Annotated in this window: 18 protein-coding genes and 1 pseudogene; 13 read left to right on the forward strand and 6 right to left on the reverse strand. The window is 71.4% G+C overall.

The window, feature by feature from the left end:
- Window positions 1–57: 57 nt before the first annotated feature.
- The 3 genes from OG899_RS11715 to OG899_RS11725 all read left to right on the forward strand — a co-directional run bounded on the left by OG899_RS11715 (window position 58) and on the right by OG899_RS11725 (window position 2865).
- A complete protein-coding gene (locus OG899_RS11715) occupies window positions 58–909 on the forward strand; it encodes an immunity 49 family protein (protein ID WP_406311017.1) in 852 nt (283 codons plus the stop codon).
- Window positions 910–1005: 96 nt separating this feature from the next.
- The gene (locus OG899_RS11720; protein ID WP_189427860.1) at window positions 1006–1866 is read left to right on the forward strand and encodes an immunity 49 family protein; all 861 of its coding nucleotides are present in this window, start codon (window positions 1006–1008) and stop codon (window positions 1864–1866) included.
- A gap of 132 nt (window positions 1867–1998) precedes the next feature.
- Window positions 1999–2865 carry an immunity 49 family protein gene (locus OG899_RS11725; RefSeq protein ID WP_125499586.1) on the forward strand — a complete coding sequence of 289 codons (867 nt, stop codon included), beginning with the start codon at window positions 1999–2001 and terminating at the stop codon, window positions 2863–2865.
- A 35-nt stretch (window positions 2866–2900) separates the two neighbouring features.
- On the opposite strand, the gene OG899_RS11730 is transcribed toward OG899_RS11725, so the two are convergent.
- On the reverse strand, window positions 2901–3320 hold the full coding sequence (locus tag OG899_RS11730; RefSeq protein WP_406311018.1) for an ATP-binding protein: 420 nt from the start codon (window positions 3318–3320) through the stop codon (window positions 2901–2903).
- A gap of 235 nt (window positions 3321–3555) precedes the next feature.
- On the opposite strand from OG899_RS11730, the gene OG899_RS11735 reads away from it, so the two are divergent.
- Both OG899_RS11735 and OG899_RS11740 read left to right on the forward strand, forming a co-directional pair.
- Window positions 3556–4407, forward strand: coding sequence for a helix-turn-helix transcriptional regulator (locus OG899_RS11735; RefSeq protein WP_125499589.1), 852 nt, complete (start codon window positions 3556–3558; stop codon window positions 4405–4407).
- Window positions 4408–4415: 8 nt separating this feature from the next.
- On the forward strand, window positions 4416–4631 hold the full coding sequence (locus OG899_RS11740) for a DUF397 domain-containing protein (protein ID WP_125499592.1): 216 nt from the start codon (window positions 4416–4418) through the stop codon (window positions 4629–4631).
- A gap of 52 nt (window positions 4632–4683) precedes the next feature.
- On the opposite strand, the pseudogene OG899_RS11745 reads toward OG899_RS11740, so the two are convergent.
- Window positions 4684–5256 (reverse strand): annotated as a pseudogene (locus OG899_RS11745) (ATP-binding protein); the annotation flags it as partial.
- Here OG899_RS11745 and OG899_RS11750 point away from each other — a divergent pair.
- Together OG899_RS11750 and OG899_RS11755 are read left to right on the forward strand one after the other, a co-directional pair.
- Window positions 5182–5634, forward strand: coding sequence for a PH domain-containing protein (locus tag OG899_RS11750; RefSeq protein WP_373296037.1), 453 nt, complete (start codon window positions 5182–5184; stop codon window positions 5632–5634). The pseudogene OG899_RS11745 and the gene OG899_RS11750 overlap by 75 nt on opposite strands.
- An 11-nt stretch (window positions 5635–5645) precedes the next feature.
- Window positions 5646–6998 carry a PH domain-containing protein gene (locus tag OG899_RS11755; protein WP_229813923.1) on the forward strand — a complete coding sequence of 451 codons (1353 nt, stop codon included), beginning with the start codon at window positions 5646–5648 and terminating at the stop codon, window positions 6996–6998.
- Between the two features lie 125 nt (window positions 6999–7123).
- On the opposite strand, the gene OG899_RS11760 is transcribed toward OG899_RS11755, so the two are convergent.
- Both OG899_RS11760 and OG899_RS11765 read right to left on the reverse strand, forming a co-directional pair.
- Window positions 7124–8164: a hypothetical protein gene (locus tag OG899_RS11760; RefSeq protein ID WP_125499594.1), complete on the reverse strand. Its 1041-nt coding sequence runs from the start codon at window positions 8162–8164 to the stop codon at window positions 7124–7126.
- Window positions 8165–8344: 180 nt separating this feature from the next.
- Window positions 8345–9472: an esterase family protein gene (locus OG899_RS11765; protein ID WP_125499595.1), complete on the reverse strand. Its 1128-nt coding sequence runs from the start codon at window positions 9470–9472 to the stop codon at window positions 8345–8347.
- Window positions 9473–9691: 219 nt separating this feature from the next.
- Here OG899_RS11765 and OG899_RS11770 point away from each other — a divergent pair, with 219 nt between their 5' ends.
- The 6 genes from OG899_RS11770 to OG899_RS11795 all read left to right on the forward strand — a co-directional run bounded on the left by OG899_RS11770 (window position 9692) and on the right by OG899_RS11795 (window position 14958).
- Window positions 9692–11500, forward strand: coding sequence for a phosphatidylglycerol lysyltransferase domain-containing protein (locus tag OG899_RS11770; protein WP_125499597.1), 1809 nt, complete (start codon window positions 9692–9694; stop codon window positions 11498–11500).
- Between the two features lie 185 nt (window positions 11501–11685).
- Complete coding sequence (folP, locus tag OG899_RS11775; protein ID WP_125500183.1) at window positions 11686–12588, forward strand: dihydropteroate synthase; 903 nt, start codon at window positions 11686–11688, stop codon at window positions 12586–12588.
- Window positions 12585–13097: a nuclear transport factor 2 family protein gene (locus tag OG899_RS11780; protein WP_125500184.1), complete on the forward strand. Its 513-nt coding sequence runs from the start codon at window positions 12585–12587 to the stop codon at window positions 13095–13097. Before folP ends, OG899_RS11780 begins: the two co-directional genes overlap by 4 nt.
- Window positions 13098–13385: 288 nt before the next feature.
- Window positions 13386–13745, forward strand: coding sequence for a dihydroneopterin aldolase (gene folB, locus OG899_RS11785; protein WP_125500185.1), 360 nt, complete (start codon window positions 13386–13388; stop codon window positions 13743–13745).
- Window positions 13742–14353, forward strand: coding sequence for a 2-amino-4-hydroxy-6-hydroxymethyldihydropteridine diphosphokinase (folK, locus tag OG899_RS11790; protein WP_125500186.1), 612 nt, complete (start codon window positions 13742–13744; stop codon window positions 14351–14353). The genes folB and folK overlap by 4 nt, the downstream gene beginning before the upstream one ends.
- Window positions 14354–14466: 113 nt before the next feature.
- Window positions 14467–14958: a DUF3180 domain-containing protein gene (locus tag OG899_RS11795; RefSeq protein ID WP_125500187.1), complete on the forward strand. Its 492-nt coding sequence runs from the start codon at window positions 14467–14469 to the stop codon at window positions 14956–14958.
- A gap of 67 nt (window positions 14959–15025) precedes the next feature.
- Here the strand turns inward: OG899_RS11795 and folE are convergent, their stop codons facing one another.
- Both folE and ftsH read right to left on the reverse strand, forming a co-directional pair.
- Window positions 15026–15631, reverse strand: coding sequence for a GTP cyclohydrolase I FolE (gene folE, locus OG899_RS11800; protein ID WP_125500188.1), 606 nt, complete (start codon window positions 15629–15631; stop codon window positions 15026–15028).
- Window positions 15632–15753: 122 nt separating this feature from the next.
- A complete protein-coding gene (ftsH, locus tag OG899_RS11805; RefSeq protein ID WP_125500189.1) occupies window positions 15754–17781 on the reverse strand; it encodes an ATP-dependent zinc metalloprotease FtsH in 2028 nt (675 codons plus the stop codon).
- Window positions 17782–17785: the final 4 nt, after the last annotated feature.

Genomic DNA, 17785 nt, shown 5'->3' on the forward strand with positions numbered 1-17785 from the left:
TTCCCATACCGGATCAGCGCCCTTCACCATCCAGCAGACGTTCCGAGGAGCAACGCTTTGGCCGCGATCATCCCCCGCCACCCTTTGCCGACGGAAAAGGCGGAAGAAGGAATCGCCGTACTCCAGGAGAGCACCGAGGAGTTGATCGACGGCCTGGAGGAGGACTCCACCGAGCTCGGTGACGCGCAGCGCACCACCCTCACCTTGGCCAAAACGAGGTGTCTACTGGATCCCAGAGCTGCGATCTTTCCCACATGGGATGCCTGGGTGAATGCGATGCAGGTCGGCTCTGCTGTGTTCGCCGCCGCGACCACGACCGAAGGGCACGTCCGGTGCCGCATCGCCCACAAGGACCGCACGCTGCAGGCCACCGGGCCGCAGTGGTACGTGACCCCGGCCGCTTGGATCAACGCCTTCTACCTGGCCGTGGTCTGCCGAGAAAAGGACAGGATCAGCGCTCTGTGCCATGTGCCCGTTTCCCTGCTCCGGGAGAACGGCTCACGTTTCGAGGAGCATCACTACGCCTGGATCGAGACGCTTCAGGCGTATTGGCGGGGGGACCAGGATCTCGTCCAGAAGCTGGTGGCGGCGGTCGACGGCACCGACCCGCAATCCGTCGCCGATCCGGAGACGGTGAGCAAGCTGCTCTACCCGCCCATGGAGATGTTCCACCGCTTCATCCGCAAGGACAACGACGGCTTCAACCAGGCGCTCGCCAATGCCATCAAGTGGCACAAGGAGTACTGGAGCGAGGAAAGCCGGGCCTTCCAGGCTTCAGGTTTCGTGGCGCTCGGCCCCCTTGCCATGGTCTGCTTCGCCTACGACGCAGGCATGCCCATCGAGGTCGAGTCCGACTACCTGCCCGCCGTCCTCATCAAGCGAAACTGGTGCGGGGAGTTCCCCACCTGAGCAAGGCGCCTTCACGACACCACACGCGCTCTCTCGGGCGGACGAGGAGGACAGTCGAAGGCCGTGTGGGAGCTGCGTCCCTCACGGAGACAAGTCATGAGCGTTGCCATTCCCCGCCACAGCTCCCCGGGCCCTGACGACGAGGGCTATGCGGAGGATCTGGGCCGCGACGTGCTCGAGGACGTCGAGGACCTCCAAAAAGCGCCGGGCTCCATCGACTTGATGCTGAGCACGGCCGTGCTCCACGTTCATGCGCGCTGCGCCGTGGACCCGCGGGCGGCCAGGCTGGAGACCTGGGAGGCGGTGGTCACCGCCCTTCAGATCTACTCCGCCCTGTTCGCGGTGACCGGCACCGATGAAGGCAGCGTCGAGTGTTGTATTGCCCACAAAGTGTGGACCCTGCCGGTCATCGGGCCGCGCCCTTACGCCGACGCCGGGAACTGGCTCACCGCCTTCTGGCTGGCGGTCATCTGCCGCGACCAGAAGCGCCTCACCCAGCTCTGTGAAGTACCCCTGGACCGGCTTCGCTCGCCGGAAGGGGGTTACGACGACTACGTCTACCACTGGGTCGCAGCGCTGCAGGCCTACTGGCTGCAGCGTCCCGGACTGGTGGAAGAACTGACGGCGGCGCTTCGGGGTTCCCACCCGGATGTCGCCCGGATCGCTCCCCGGGACCTGCTGCAGCACATCCTGTATCCCCCGATCAACCTCTTCTACCGCTTCCTGCGCCAGGACGGCCCCGGCTTCAACCAGGCCCTCGCGGAAGCGGTGGAGCTGCACAAGGCCTACTGGACAGCGGACGAGGACAGGACGGACGACCCGTCCGGCATGGTCGCCCTCGCACCACTGGCCATCGCCTGCCTCGCCTACGACGGCGACCTTCCGATCGATGTGCAGACCGACTACCTGCCCAAACACCTGCTGGAGCGGAGCTGGCTCGGTGAGTTCAAGGTCTGAATTTTCGCGGCGGCGGTGTCGGAGTGCAAGGGAGTCGACGGGGCGAGGTGAGGTCCTTCCGGCCACGAGACCGAGTGCGCCGTAACGCGGATCGGAGTGTCGTCCCAGGTGACATCGACGTCTGATCAGCACATGCCCCTTGCCCGCATCGATCGCCACGAGTACCCCACGGACGAGGTCCCGGACACCCTCGACGCCCTCACCGAGACCACCGACTGGATCCTCGACGAGTTCGCCGGCTCGCCTGTCCTGCGTCCCCAGGCGCTGAGCACGACGCTCGCCCTGGCGCAGCAGCACTGTGCCGTCGACCCGCAGGCCGTGCGGTTCGAGACCTGGGAAGCCTGGGTCACGTCCATGCAGACCGGGTCCGCCCTCTTCGCCGCGGCCACCGCGCCCGAGGGCACGCACGTCACCTGCCGGATCGGGAAGCGGGAGCACATCCTTCCCGCGACCGGTCCCGAGTCCCATCTCAACGCGGGCACATGGGCCACCTCCTTCTACCTGGCGATGATCTGCCGCGACAACGACCGCCTGCGCCGGTTGGCCGAGGTGCCTGTGTCCTTGCTGCGTGCCTCCGGCGCGGTGTTCGACGAGTACGCCTACTCCTGGGTGGAAGCACTCCAGAGCTTCTGGCTCGGCCGACAGGACGTGGGCGACAGACTCGTCGCGGCCGTCGACGGCACGAGCCCGGAGGCACTGCGGTACGCCGACACGGACCTGGTGTCGAAGGTTCTCTGTCCACCGATGATCCTGCTCTACCGTGTCATCCGCCGCGACGCCGTGCGGTTCGGCACAGCACTGGCCGACGCACTGCGCCTGCACAAGGCCTACTGGACCGCCGACGAGGACCGGGCGACCAGCGCCGACGGACTCGTCGCCCTCGGCCCCCTGGCCATGGCCTGCCTCGCCCGGGACCAAGGCATCACCGTGGATGTCGAGTCCGGCTACCTGCCCCGGGCACTCCTGGAACACGCCTGGATCGGTGAGATCGCGTACTGACCTCTCCCCGCGAGGACCAGGTCGAGGCAAGATGCCTACGCGGCCCCCAGCTCGCACCACACGACCTTCCCCCGGTTGCCCTCCCGTGACAGCGGCTGCCACCCCCATAGGTCGGCGCACGCCTTGACGAGGGCCAGCCCTCGCCCCTCCTCCAGGTCCACCACCTGCTCCAACGGCACCGGAGGCTCCGGCGGTGCGGGGTCGGCGTCCCACGCGCCGATCCGTAGTACGCCGGCCGACCAGCGGACACGGAGCGCGGCGGGCCCCTGGGTGTGACGTACGGCGTTGGACACCAGCTCGGTGGCGAGGAGTTCAGCCAGGTCCACCAGGCGGATCAGCCCGTGCATGGTCAGGATCAGCCGGAGGGTGCGCCGGCTGACCGTGACGGCGCGGGGATCGTTGGGGATGTACAGGCAGTACTCCCAGGGGGCGGCGGTGACGTCGGTTCCAGGCATACGTCATCTCCTGTCGGTGTGATCGGTGAGGGAGAAGCGCGGCTGTCGCCGGGCGGTGGCCTGCCGCAGCCGTCATGGCAGGACGGTGCGGTGCGCTTCCGGTACCCCGACATTCCGCAGCGTGTGCGTCGCGTCACCGACAGTAGGTCTAATTGTTCATGTCGAGCAAGCCGATCGCGTAATCTGCCCCCGAACGGTGCGCGCACGTATGGCGCGTCGAGGGGAGGAGCAGTCGATGGCTTTGCGGCGGGAGCCCACAGCACGTCAGTTGCGCCTGGCTGCCGAGCTGCGCAGACTCCGCGACGCCGCCGGCCTCACCGCCAGGGAAGCGGCGACTCTGCTCGGGGTGAGCCCTGTCCAGATCAGTCACATCGAATCCGGTCTCGCCGGGGTGAGCGAGAGCCGGCTGCGCAGCCTCGCCGCCCACTACGCCTGCACGGACCGGCAGTTGGTCGAGGCCCTGGTGGCCATGGCGACGGACCGGACACGCGGCTGGTGGGAGGAGTTCCGGGGACTGCTGCCCACTCCGTTCCTCGACTTGGCAGAACTGGAGCACCACGCCACGTTCCTGCGGGAAGCACAGTTCCTGTATGTTCCCGGTCCACTCCAGACCGAGGACTATGCCCGCGCCGTGTACGCCTACCGGGTCCCGGAACTCCCTGAACACGAGGTCGAGTTGCGAGTCCGGCACCGTATGCGCCGCAAAGTCATCCTGGAGAGGCCCACTCCCACGCCCTACGAAGCCGTCGTCCACGAGGCCGCACTGCGCATCATGGTGAGCGACCGAGCGACGTCACGGGCCCAGTTGGCTCGCGTCCTGGAGCTTTCCGAAGCGGAGCACGTCACGGTCCGGGTCGTGCCGTTCGATCTGGAGGGCTTCGCCGGTGCAGGCAGCGCCATGACCTACGTGGGAGGCGCTCTGCCCAAACTGGATACCGTCGTAAGGGACGGCCCGCACGGCGCGGCATTCATCGACTCGGAAGCCCAGCTCGGCGCCTTTCGAACGCTCTTTCATAAGGTGGAGGATGTGTCACTCGATCCCAAACGGTCACGTGACCTCATCCACAGGTTGGCGAAAGAGCTGTGAGGCGTTTCATGGACATCCCCGGCACCTGGCGGAAATCCTCTTATTCGGGGCCCGGAGACGGTGACTCCTGCGTGGAGATAGCGCTCCGGGACACCCACATAGCCGTCCGCGACTCCAAAACCCCCGCCCGCGCCACCCTCACCTTCCCGGCCCACGCCTTCACCGCGTTCATCGGCGCACTCAAGAAGACCGCGCCGCGGGATGCCCTTGTTCACCAGCGTTGACCGCCACGCGATCCCCGGGCTGGTGGGCCGAGACGCGTCCCTCCCTTCGAGGTCAGAACAGGCTCAGCAGCGCCTCCGCCGGATCGGTCAGCGGGTTGTCGCCGTCGGGGAGCGGGAGTTCGAACCAGACCGTCTTGCCGCGCGGTGTGCGGCGTGAGCCCCAGGCCGCGCTGAGGAGGCCGACGAGTTGCAGGCCGCGGCCGCTCTCGTCGGTGTCGCGGGCGCGGCGGCGGCGGGGCTGGACGAGACCGGCGTCCCAGACCTCGCAGACCAGCGTGCGGTCCAGGAGCAGGCGGAGCCTGATCTCGCCCTCGCCGTAGCGCAGCGCGTTGGTGACCAGCTCGCTGACCAGCAGCTCGGTGGTGTCGACCAGCGGTTCCAGGTCCCAGGCGAGCAACTGCTCGCGGGCCAGCTCGCGGGCGCGGCCGACGCTGCGGGGTTCGCGCGGCAGGGTCCAGTCGCCCACGGACTCGGCGGGCAGTCCCTGCACGCGGGCCATCAGCAGCGCGATGTCGTCCTCGCCGTGGTGGCTGCCGAGGGTGTTGAGGACGTGGTCGCAGACGTCCTCCAGGGGGCGGTTGGGGTCGGTGAGGGCGCCGACGAACGCCTGCAGGCCCTCGCCGTCGCGGTGGGGGTGCCGCTGGGCGTGCTGCTGGCGCCCGCCTGGGCGGCGTGCGCGCTGCTGCCGGTCGCCGCGGCGGTGTGGGGCTGGGTGCTGCTGGGCCGCAACTGGCGTTCCTGGCGGTACGCCGAGCGCGCCGACGACCTGCTGATCAGCCGGGGTGTGCTGTGGCGGGAGGAGACGGTGGTGCCGTACGGGCGGATGCAGCTGGTGGAGGTCACCTCCGGGCCCGTGGAGCGGCGTTTCGGGCTGGCCACGGTCCAGCTGCACACGGCCGCCGCCGCGACGGACGCGACCATACCCGGCCTCGACCCGGCCGAGGCGGAACGGCTGCGCGACCGGCTCACCCGGCTCGGCCAGGCCCGATCGGCGGGGCTGTGACGGCGCCGGGCGTGGGCGCCGGGCAGGACGGCGGCGAGCGGCGGCTGCACCCGGTCACGCCGCTGCGCCGGGCGTGGGCGCCGCTGGCGGTGATCGTCGGGTGGGCGGTGCACGACCCCGACCAGGCGCACCGGCAGCTGTCCCGGCTGACGCCGGGCATGCTGGGCCTGGCTCTCGCGGTGCTCCTCCTGGCGGCGGCCGTGTACGGGGTCGTCTCGTGGTGGTACACGCGCTACGCGGTCACCGACGAAGAGCTGCGCATCCGCACCGGTTTGTTCTTCCGCCGCACCGCGCACATACGGCTGGAGCGCATCCAGGCCGTCGACGTCACCCGCCCGCTGCTCGGCCGGCTCGCGGGCGTGGCGAAGCTGAAGCTGGACGTGATCGGGGCACGGAAGAAGGACGAACTGGCCTTCCTCGGCGAGACGGAGGCCCGTGCCCTGCGGGCCGAACTGCTCGCGCGGGCGGCCGGTGCCGCACCCGGCGCGGCGCACGAAGCGGACAAGGCGCCGGCGCGGCAGCTGGTGCGGGTGCCCTGGGGGGTGCTCGCGGCCTCGCTGCTGCTGCTCGTGCCGACCTGGGCCAAGCTGGCCGCGTCGCTCGTCGTGCCGGTGCTGCTGTGGCTGCTCACCCACCAGCCGTGGCCGGTGCTGGCCACGGCGGTGCCGCTGGTCGGCGGCGCGGTGACGAGCACGGTGCAGCGGTTCGTCGGCGCCTGCGACTGGACGCTGAGCGAGTCCCCGGACGGGCTGCGCATCGACCGGGGTCTGCTGGACCGCACGCACGAGACGGTGCCGCCGGGGCGGGTGCAGACGGTGCGGCTGGTGCAGCCGCTGCTGTGGCGGCCGCTGGGCTGGGTGCGGGTGGAGCTGGACGTGGCCGGGTCGTCGAACTCGCTGCTGCTGCCGGTGGTGCCCCGGCACATCGCCGAGCCGGTCGTCGCCCGGGTGCTGCCCGGGGTGACGCCTTCGGCGGACACGGAGCTGCTGCGGCCGCCGCGGCGCGCCCGCTGGTGCCTGCCGCTGTGGTGGCGGGGTCAGGGGATCGCGGTCACGGACACGGCGGTCGCCGTCCGCAGCGGTCTGCTGCACCGCCGGCTCGCCCTCGTCCCGCACGGCAAGGTGCAGAGCGTGCGGCTCACCCAGGGGCCCTGGCAGCGGGTGTGGCAGCTCGCCGCGCTGCGCCTGGACACCGGCGCGAACCGGACGGTGACGGCGCGGCTGCGGGACGCCGAGGAGGCGGCCGGGCTGCTGCAGGCCCAGGCCGTGCGGTCCCGGACGGCGTGCCGCGCGGCGCGGCAGGACGACCGGACGGCGCAGCCCCCGGAGTCCGGGACGGCGGGGGACGGCCTCGGACAGCGGTGACGCGGGACGGCCTCGGACATGGGTGAGGGGTGCGGCCCGGTGGACCGCACCCCTCGGTGCTGCACCCCTGCGGGGTTCGCGGGCGAGCCCTGCCGGACTCGCCCGCGGGACGTGTCCGCCGGCCCTCAGGAGGCCGCGGACCGCAGTTGCTGGACGTCGATCTGTTCGGTCTCGTCGTGCGCGGTCAGGTCGATGACCTGCCCCGCGGCCACCGGGCCCGCGCCGGTGGGCGCGGAGTTGGACTCCGACTCGGCCTGGTGCGCGGCGAGCGCCTCCTCGCCCACGACGTCGGCCAGGTCCTCGTCCTGGACGGCCTCCAGGGCGGCGGCCGGCGCCTTCTTCCGCGTGCCCTTCGCCGTGCCGCTCTTGGTGCCGAAGAAGTCGAAGCCTCCCTCGGTCACCGGGCGCGGCGCGGGCGCGGCCGGGACGACGGCCACCGCGGGCGGCACGGTGAGGTGCCCGCCCGGCGGCTGCACCCGGCCGCCGGATCCGGCCACGGCGTCCCGCGCACCGGCGGCCGCGGGGGCCCGGTCCGCGGGGGCGGCCTGGGCGGCGGTGAGCCGGGCCAGGGCGGCCCCGGCCCGCCGGAACAGTTCGGCGCCCTCGGGAGAGGACAGGGCCACACGGCCCGCCGCGGGAGCGTCCGGCGTGCCCGCCGGTGCCGTGCCCGGCCGGTCGGCCGCGGCGGCCGGCAGGGCGCGGGCCTCGTGGCCGGCCTCCAGCTGCAACTGACGGCGGCCCTCCAGGGCGCTGGCGCGCTCGGTCTCGGCGGTGGCGTACCGGCGCAGCAGCGCCGCGTGCTCGTTGCGCAGGCCGGACAGCTCGGCCCGCTTGGCGCGCAGCTTGTTCTCCAGGCGGGTCCGCAGCTCGCGCGATTCCTCCAGGTCCGCCTCCAGTTCGGCGAGGCGTTCCTCGAAGCGCCACTCGTCGCTCGTCCGCGCGCGGGTGAGTTCGGCGACCTTCCGGCCGGCCTGGGCGTCCCAGCGGCGCATGACGACCGCCCCGGTGACCGCCGTGGCCGCGGCGGCCAGGGAGAGCAGGCGCAGCACCACCGGCGCGGTGGTCACCCACGGGCCCAGGGCGCAGACGAGGGAGACACCGGCGATCGCCGAAGGCGGCAGCAATCTGTGCAGGGGTGGGGAATGGCGGTGACGTCCACGTGGCATGGCCAGAAACCTACCGCGCTCCGGTGTTTCGCGGTGGCCCGCCCCGCGAAATGGCAGCCATACCGAAATCTTCACGAAGCATCAGCCGTCCGGGGCACCCGCCGCACGCCGGGGAAACGGAGTTGCGGCTCCTTTCCCGGGCATCTCGCGGGGCTCCCGGACGGTGTTTCATGATCATTTTCAGCTCTCGGCCAGACGGCCGCTCATCCACTCCAGAGCCGGGGGGATCTCCCGCTTCCAGGTGGTGAAGTTGTGGCCGCCGCTGTCCAGGATGATCGAGGAGATACGCGTCGTGTTCGTGGCCTTGACCGCGTCGATGAACTCCAGGGTGGATTTGTAGTCCCGCTCGCCGTGCCGGCTGCTGGTGACCAGCAGTGAAGTCCGCGGTGCGGGAAGGTGTTTGATGCACCACATCAGGTCCGCGCGATGGCGCAGATTCGTGTTCCCATGGAAGAGATCACCGGTCGTCGGATCGATCGGCGCCTTGTAGTACGCCGACAGGCCGACCCCCACGGTGTACCGCCCGGGGTGGTGCATGGCGAGTTTCAGCGCACAGTAACCCCCGGTGGAATCGCCGATGACGCCCCAGCTGCCCGCTGACCTGCCGACCCGGTAGTGCGACAGGACGGCGTCCGGCAGATCCTCGGCGAAGAACGTCTCGGTCTGCGGGCCGCCCGGGACGTCCACGCACTCGGTGTCCCTGGGCGGCGCCAGGGTCGGCCGCAGCATCACCAGGACCATCGGCTGCATCCGGCCCTTCTCGACCAGGTCGTGGGCCGTGCGCGGGTACTCCAGCTTGCTGATGAGCGACTGCGCCGTGCCCGGATAGCCGGTGAGCACCACCGCCACCGGGAAGGTCCGCCTCCGGTACTGCGGCTGGAAGTACTCCGGGGGCAGGTACACGTAGGCGGGCGTGACGATGCCGGTCCTGCGGCCCTCGATGGCGACCTTCTGTATCAGCCCGCTCAGCCGCGGCAGGGACGCACCGGCCGTCATGACCTTCTGGGTGCCGACCACCTGCAGCCGGGTGTCCGCCGCCCCGTCGGCCGTGTGCTCGACCACCACGCCCTCGTCGGTCTGCTGTCCGAACAGGTCCGCCCAGTCGGCGTAGAAGCCGAAGGCCCGGTTGACGGCGAGCCCGACGCAGACGAAGAGCGACAGCTGGGTGGCCAGCAGCATGACGACGCGTCCGGCGACGGCCCGCCGGCTGCGGCGGGCCAGGCGCGGCCACAGCCACACCGTGGCGACGAACAGCGCGACGGCGCACAGCACCGCCAGTGCCAGCACTTTCCTGCTCGTGAGACCCATGGGCTCTTCCCTGCCTGCACTTGTCCTGGAACGCCCCCGGCCGCGGTGGGCTCGCCCGGGCCCGAAGCCGGCCTTGCCCCGGCTTCACGGTGACGAGTGAACCTGCTTGCCCCGGACTCCGTCCTAGAGAGCGCAATGTCGCCGGTTGCCCGGTAGGCACCGGACCCACGGTCTCTCGCGCAACGACGGGATGCGATGTCTGTCAGAACAGAGGGGGAAATGTCGGGCCAGGTTCCGGATCGGTCCAGCCGACTGCGGCGCGTGCTGCGCGGGCCGCGCCCCGAGTCCGTCCCCACGCTCGTCGGCCGGGCGTGCGCGGTCGTCGGGCTGCTGGACATCGCCGCAGGAGTCTTCCCGCGCTTCCGGCACAGCCGGATGCACGCCCTCGCCGAGGTGCTGCCCGGCTCCTTCGGCCCGTTCGCCGCGGCGCTCTCGCTCAGCGCGGGCGTGCTGTTGCTGCTGCTCGCGCACGGCCTGAAACGGCGCAAACGGCGTGCGTGGCGGGCCGCGGTCGCCCTGCTGCCCTTCGGTGCGGCGGCCGAGTTCCTCTACCGGCACTCGGTGGCCGGTGTCGTCATCGCGCTGGCGCTGCTCGGGCTGCTGCTGGCGCACCGCAAGGAGTTCGCGGCGCTGCCGGATCCGCGCAGCCGGTGGCGGGCGCTGGCCAACTTCGTGCTGATGAGCGCCGGTTCGATCGCGCTCGGCCTGGTCATCGTCAGCGTCCACGCCCGCCGGATGGTCGGCGACCCGAGTTTCGCGGACCGGCTGACCCACGTCGTCTACGGGCTGGTCGGCGTCGAGGGCCCCGTCGACTACCAGGGCAACACCTCCTGGACGGTGGCCTTCTGCCTGGGCGCCCTGGGCTGGCTCACCGCGGCCACCACGATCTACCTGTCCTTCCGGCCCGAGCATCCGGCCGCCCGGCTCACCGAGGAGGACGAGGCCAGGCTGCGCGCGCTGCTCGCCAAGCACGGCCGCCGCGACTCCCTCGGCCACTTCGCGCTGCGCCGCGACAAGGCGGTCGTCTTCTCCCCCAGCGGCAAGGCGGCGATCACCTACCGCGTCGTCTCCGGGGTGATGCTCGCCAGCGGCGACCCGATCGGGGACGTGGAGGCCTGGCCGGGCGCCATCGAACGCTTCATGGACGTGGCCAGGTCCCACTCCTGGACCCCGGCCGTGATGGGCTGCTCGGAGACCGGCGGCCAGGTGTGGACCCGGGAGACCGGCCTGAACGCCCTGGAGCTGGGCGACGAGGCGGTGGTGGACGTCGCGGATTTCTCGCTCGCCGGACGCGCGATGCGCAATGTGCGCCAGATGGTCAAGCGCATCGAGCGGGCCGGCTACGAGACACGGGTGCGGCGCGTGGCTGACCTGGGCGACGCCGAGCTGGACCGCATCCGGCGGGCCGCGGACGCCTGGCGCGGCACCGACACCGAGCGCGGCTTCTCCATGGCGCTGGGCCGCATCGGCGACCCCGCCGACGGCGACTGCCTGATCGCGACCGCCCACAAGCAGGACGCCGAGCCCGGCGAGTTCGGCGATCTGAAGGCGATCCTGCACTTCGTGCCGTGGGGCCCGGACGGTGCCTCGCTGGATCTGATGCGGCGCGACCGCACGGCCGACCCGGGGATGAACGAACTGCTGATCGTCGCGGCCCTGCGGTCCGCCGGGAAGTTCGGCATCACCCGTGTCTCGCTGAACTTCGCGATGTTCCGCTCGGCACTGGCGCGCGGCGAGAAGATCGGCGCGGGTCCGGTGCTGCGCGCCTGGCGGCGGGTGCTGGTGTTCCTCTCCCGCTGGTTCCAGATCGAGTCGCTGTACAAGTTCAACGCCAAGTTCCAGCCGCGCTGGGAGCCGCGGTTCGTCGTCTACCGCGCCTCCGCGGACCTGCCGCGCATCGGCTTCGCCGCGATGCAGGCGGAGGGCTTCCTCGACCTCGCGCTGCCGCTGCCGCGCGTCCTGCGCCGCCGCGCCGCCGCCCGCCCGTGCGCCCACGCACTGGGCGAGCGGACCGTCCGCGCGGCCTGAAGCCCGCCGCCGGCGCCCTCTCCCCCGGGGGGCCGGCGGCGGTCCGCCCCGCCCCGCCGCACCACCCCCCGGCGGCGGGGCGGGCACCCACGAGCGACCTCCTCCGGGTCGCACAGACCGGTCGGTCGGGCCGGGCGGCCGACCGAGGCAGGCAGGCCCCTCGGGGCAGGCCCTAGGCTGAACATATGAGCAACCACAACGGCCGCGTGGCGGGCCTGCCGACGTGGGACCGGTGCGCGGTCATGGGGGTCGTGAACGTGACCCCCGACTCCTTCTCCGACGGCGGCCGCTGGTTCGACACGGCCACCGCGGTCAAGCGCGGCCTGGACCTGATCGCCCAGGGCGCCGACCTGGTCGACGTCGGCGGCGAGTCCACCCGGCCCGGCGCGCCCCGCGTGGACGAGGCCGAGGAGCTGCGGCGGGTGATCCCCGTGGTGCGCGGTCTGGCCGCCGAGGGCGCCACGATCTCCGTGGACACCATGCGGGCCAAGGTCGCCGAACAGGCCCTCGCGGCCGGTGCCGCCCTCGTCAACGACGTCAGCGGCGGACTCGCCGACCCCGCGATGGTCCCGGTGGTCGCGGACGCGGGCGCCCCGTTCGTGGTCATGCACTGGCGGGGCCTGTTGCAGGGCCCGGCCGTCCGCGGCGTCTACGGCGACGTCGTCACCGAGGTCGTCGACGAGCTGCGGGCCCGGGTGGAGGCCGTGGTGGAGGGCGGCGTCGGCGCCGACCGCATCGTGATCGACCCGGGACTGGGCTTCTCCAAGGAGGCCGAGCACGACCTGGCGCTGCTGGCCCGCCTGGACCGGCTGCGCGACCTCGGCCTGCCCCTGCTGGTCGCCGCGTCCCGCAAACGCTTCCTCGGCCGGGTGCTGGCCGGGCCCGACGGCACGCCGCCGCCCGCCCGGGAACGCGACGCGGCGACGGCCGCCGTCTCCGCGCTCGCCGCGCAGGCCGGCGCGTGGGCGGTGCGCGTGCACGAGGTGCGCGCCACGGCGGACGCGGTACGCGTCGTGCGTGCCATCGAGGAAGCGCGTGCGCTCGCGGACGCGCCGCTCCGCGCGCAGGCAGCCGAGGACGTCCGGTGAGCGCCCCGCACACCGACGTCGCGGAGGTGGAGGCCGCGAACACCGCCTACTACGAGGCACTGGAGCGCGGCGACTTCGAGGAGCTGGCCTCGCTCTGGCTCACCCCCTCCGACGTGGGCGTCGACGAGGAGTACCACGACCCGGCCGACGCCGGTGTGATCTCCTGTGTGCACCCGGGCTGGCCGGTGCTCACCGGGCGCGGCGAGGTCCTGCGCTCCTACGCGCTGATCATGGCCAACACCGACTACATCCAGTTCTTCCTCACCGACGTGCACGTCTCGGTCACCGGCGACACGGCGCTGGTGACCTGCACCGAGAACATCCTCAGCGGCGGCCCGGCGCCCGAGGACGGCGAGGGACCCGGGCCGCTGGTCGGCCAGCTGGTCGTCGCCACGAACGTCTTCCGGCGCACCCCGGCGGGCTGGAAGCTGTGGTCGCACCACGCCTCCCCGGTCCTCGCCGAGAGCGAGTCGGACGACGAGGAGCCGCCGGACGACACCCCGGCCTGAGCGACCACGCCCGGACGAAGACGCTCGAACAACGGCGTCCGCCCGCCGCCGACCGGCCCGCGGCGGACGTGGCCGGAATCACGCGGGTGCCGCCCCGGGGCGGTCACCGCCCCGCACCTGCCCGCGTTCTCCTGCGAAAACGCCCGGTCGGTGGTCACCCGACCGCCCGGTACGGCCGTGCTGGGGGCCTGGCGCTGTCGGTGGTCGCAGGTAGATTCGTTCGAGGCCGGGGTACTGCCCGCACGCGGCGGGCACCGGCCCCGACCGACGACTGCAGGAGTGATTCGCGTGGATCGTGTCGCGCTGCGCGGCCTGAAGGCCCGCGGGCACCACGGGGTGTTCGCCAAGGAACGCGAGGAGGGCCAGACCTTCCTCGTGGACCTCGTCCTGGGCGTGGACACCCGCCCGGCCGCCGCCGACGACGACCTGGCGAAGACCGTGCACTACGGCATCGTGGCCGAAGAGGTCGTGGCCGTGGTGGAGGGGGAGCCCGTCAACCTGATCGAGACGCTCGCCGAGCGCATCGCCGACACCTGCCTCAGGCACGAGGCCGTGCAGGAGGTCGAGGTGTGCGTGCACAAGCCGGACGCGCCGATCACGGTCCCCTTCGACGACGTGACCGTCACCATCACCCGGAGCCGAGCATGACCGCATCTTTCAGCCAGGGCCCCACCGATCCGATCGTCCAGCCGGTGCCCGCGTCCGTCACCGAGAAGGTCGACGCGGCCGACACCACCCTGCAGAACCCGAAATGGGCCGTGCTTTCCCTCGGCTCCAACCTGGGCAACCGCCTGGAGACCCTGCAGGGCGCGATCGACGCCCTGGAGGACACCCCCGGCGTGCGCGTCAAGGCGGTCTCCCCGGTGTACGAGACGGAGCCGTGGGGCGTCGAGCCGGGCAGCCAGCCCACCTACTTCAACGCCGTCGTCCTGCTCAAGACGACGCTGCCGCCGTCCTCCCTGCTGGAGCGGGCCCACGCCATCGAGGAGGCCTTCCACCGGGTGCGGGACGAACGCTGGGGCCCGCGCACCCTCGACGTCGACATCGTCTCCTACGCCGGCGTCGTCTCCGACGACCCGCAGCTCACCCTGCCCCACCCCCGCGCCCACGAGCGTGCCTTCGTGCTGGCGCCGTGGCACGACGTGGACCCCGAGGCGGAACTGCCCGGGCACGGCGCCGTGGCCGGGCTGCTCGACACCGTCACCCGGGCCGGCGTCGCCCCGCGGGCGGACCTGGAACTCAGGCTCCCCGAGTAGTCGTTAAGGTCGAGAAGATCCTTACGACATTCAGCGGCACGACCAGCCCCCGGCGGGGGCCGGACCGGGCCGGCCACACCCCGGCCGCGGTCCGGGGGAGCTGAAGGGACACCGTGAAAGAGCTGCGCATCAGGGTGCTGATCGGCGTGTTCGTCGTCGCGGGCGTGCTGTCCTGGGCGGCCGCCCGGCTGTGGAACTCGGTCGGGACACTGCCCAGCGTTCCCCTGGCCGCCCCGATCGTGCTGGCGCTGATCGCGGCGGTGCTGCTCGCCACCGCGCTGTCCCTGCGCAGCCGCCTGAAGGCCCAGCGCGAGCGGCGGCCGGACGCCAAGGGCGTGGACCCGCTGATGGCCGCCCGCGCGGTCGTCTTCGGCCAGGCCAGCGCCATCGTGGCCGCCCTGGTCGCCGGGATGTACGGCGGCACGGGCGTGTTCCTGCTGGAGCTGCTCGACATCCCCAGCCGCCGCGACCAGGCGTTCTACTCCGGTTTCTCGGTCCTGGCCGGGCTTGCGGTGATAGCGGCGGCCCTGTTCCTCGAGCGCGTCTGCAAGCTGCCCGAGGACGACGACGACCACAACCACGGCACCGCCGCACCGGCGGCCTGACGCGCCTGCGGCCCACCGCACCGGCCGGTGTGCCGCCGACCGTCCCGGCCGGCCGTGACGCGTCCGGTCAGCGCGCCATGATCAGGCTCATCGCCTCGTTGCGGGTCGCCACGTCGCGCAGCTGACCGCGCACCGCCGAGGTGAGGGTCTTCGCGCCGGGCTTGCGGATGCCCCGCATCGACATGCACATGTGCTCGCACTCCACCACCACGATCACCCCGCGCGGCTCCAGGATCTCCATCAGGGAGTCGGCGATCTGCGTGGTGAGTCGTTCCTGCACCTGCGGGCGGCGGGCGAAGACGTCCACCAGCCGGGCCAGCTTCGACAGACCGGTGATCTTGCCGCTGGCGGACGGGATGTAGCCGACGTGGGCGACGCCCCGGAACGGCACCAGGTGGTGCTCGCAGGTCGAGAACACCTCGATGTCCTTGACCAGCACCATCTCGTCGTGCCCCAGGTCGAACGTCGTCGTCAGCACGTCCTCGGGCTTCTGCCACAGCCCCGCGAAGATCTCCTTGTACGCCCGCGCCACCCGGGCCGGGGTGTCGCGCAGCCCCTCACGGTCCGGGTCCTCGCCGACCGCGATCAGAAGCTCGCGCACGGCGTTCTCGGCGCGCTTCTCGTCGAACTCGCCGATGGTTCCCTCGCCGTCCAGCGTCACGGGGTCGGTCATGTGAAGCCTCGTTCCTGTGTATCTCAGCCACGACGTACAAAAGCCGCGCCCCCAGGCTAGAACCAGGGGGGCGCGGCGGACATTCCGGGGCCGGGGCCGTGGGCCCCGCCCAGCGGACCGGGTCAGGACTCCGGACGGTCCTCCGGGGTCTGCTCCTTCGGGGCGTCCGCGGTGGTGGACTTCACCGTGCTGACCGTCGAGCCGTTCGCCCCGTTGGTGAGCGCCAGCTCCTTCGGGGAGAGCACCGGCGGGCGGGTGGACGGGGTCCGGCGGGAGGAGCCGGTCCACGCGGGCCGCGGCGGCCGCTTGACGACCGGGGCGAAGATCTCGGCGATCTCCTCCTTGCCCAGGGTCTCCTTCTCCAGCAGGGCCAGGACGAGGTTGTCGAGCACGTCGCGGTTCTCGACCAGGATCTCCCAGGCCTCGTTGTGCGCGTTCTCGATGAGCTTCTTGACTTCCTCGTCGACCAGCGCGGCGACCTCCTCGGAGTAGTCGCGCTGGTGGCCCATCTCCCGGCCGAGGAAGGGCTCGGAGTTGTCGCTGCCGAACTTGATCGCGCCCAGGCGCTCGGTCATGCCGTACTGGGTGACCATCGCCCGCGCCATGGCCGTGGCCTTCTCGATGTCGTTCGCGGCACCGGTGGTCGGGTCGTGGAAGACCAGCTCCTCCGCCGCGCGCCCGCCGAGCATGTAGGCCAGCTGGTCCAGCATCTCGTTGCGCGTGGTGGAGTACTTGTCCTCGTCCGGCAGGACCATCGTGTAGCCGAGGGCACGGCCGCGGGACAGGATCGTGATCTTGTGGACCGGGTCGGCGTTCGGAGAGGCCGCCGCGACCAGGGCGTGGCCGCCCTCGTGGTACGCGGTGATCTTCTTCTCCTTGTCCGACATGATCCGGGTCCGCTTCTGCGGTCCGGCGACGACGCGGTCGATCGCCTCGTCCAGCATCTTGTTGTCGATCAGCTTCTTGTCGCTGCGGGCCGTGAGCAGCGCGGCCTCGTTCAGGACGTTGGACAGATCGGCACCGGTGAAGCCGGGCGTGCGGCGGGCGACGGCGGCCAGGTCGACGTCGGGCGCGACCGGCTTGCCCTTCTGGTGGACCTTGAGGATCTCCAGGCGGCCCTGCATGTCGGGGCGGTCGACGGCGATCTGCCGGTCGAAGCGGCCCGGACGCAGCAGCGCCGGGTCGAGGATGTCCGGCCGGTTGGTGGCGGCGATCAGGATGACGCCGCCCTTGACGTCGAAGCCGTCCATCTCGACCAGCAGCTGGTTCAGGGTCTGCTCGCGCTCGTCGTGACCGCCGCCCAGACCGGCGCCGCGGTGGCGGCCGACGGCGTCGATCTCGTCGACGAACACGATCGCCGGGGCGTTCGCCTTGGCCTGCTCGAACAGGTCACGGACCCGGGAGGCACCGACACCGACGAACATCTCGACGAAGTCGGAACCGGAGATCGAGTAGAACGGCACCCCGGCCTCGCCGGCGACGGCCCGCGCGAGCAGGGTCTTGCCGGTGCCGGGCGGGCCGTAGAGCAGCACACCCTTGGGGATCTTCGCGCCGACGGCCTGGAACTTCGCCGGCTCCTGCAGGAACTCCTTGATCTCCTGCAGCTCCTCCACGGCCTCGTCCGCGCCCGCGACGTCCGCGAAGGTCGTCTTGGGGGTGTCCTTGGTGATGAGCTTGGCCTTGGACTTGCCGAAGTTCATCACCCGGGAGCCGCCGCCCTGCATCTGGTTCATCAGGAACAGGAAGACGACGACGATGAGCACGAAGGGCAGCAGGGACAGCAGAACGCCGACGAAGGGGTTCTGCTTGGACGGCGAGACGGTGTAGCCGTCCGGGATCTGCTTGTCCTGGAACTTGGTCTGCAGCGTGTTGGCGATGGTCACGCCCTGGTCGCCGATGTAGCTCGCCTGGATCTTCGAGCTGCCCTCGACCTTCTGACCGTCCTTGAGCTCGACCTTGATGGTCTGCTCGTCACCGGTGGTCAGCTTGGCCTGCTTCACCCGGTTGTCGTTGATCGCTGCGACGACCTGGCCCGTGTCCACCGTCTTGTAGCCGCCGGAGGACCCGACGACCTGCATCAACACGACCACGGCAAGGACGGCCAGCACGATCCACATGACCGGCCCACGGAAGTATCGCTTCACGTCCATCCAT

Origin of the sequence: Streptomyces thermoviolaceus (assembly GCF_045209695.1) — a bacterium.
Classification (GTDB): Bacteria; Actinomycetota; Actinomycetes; order Streptomycetales; family Streptomycetaceae; genus Streptomyces; species Streptomyces thermoviolaceus.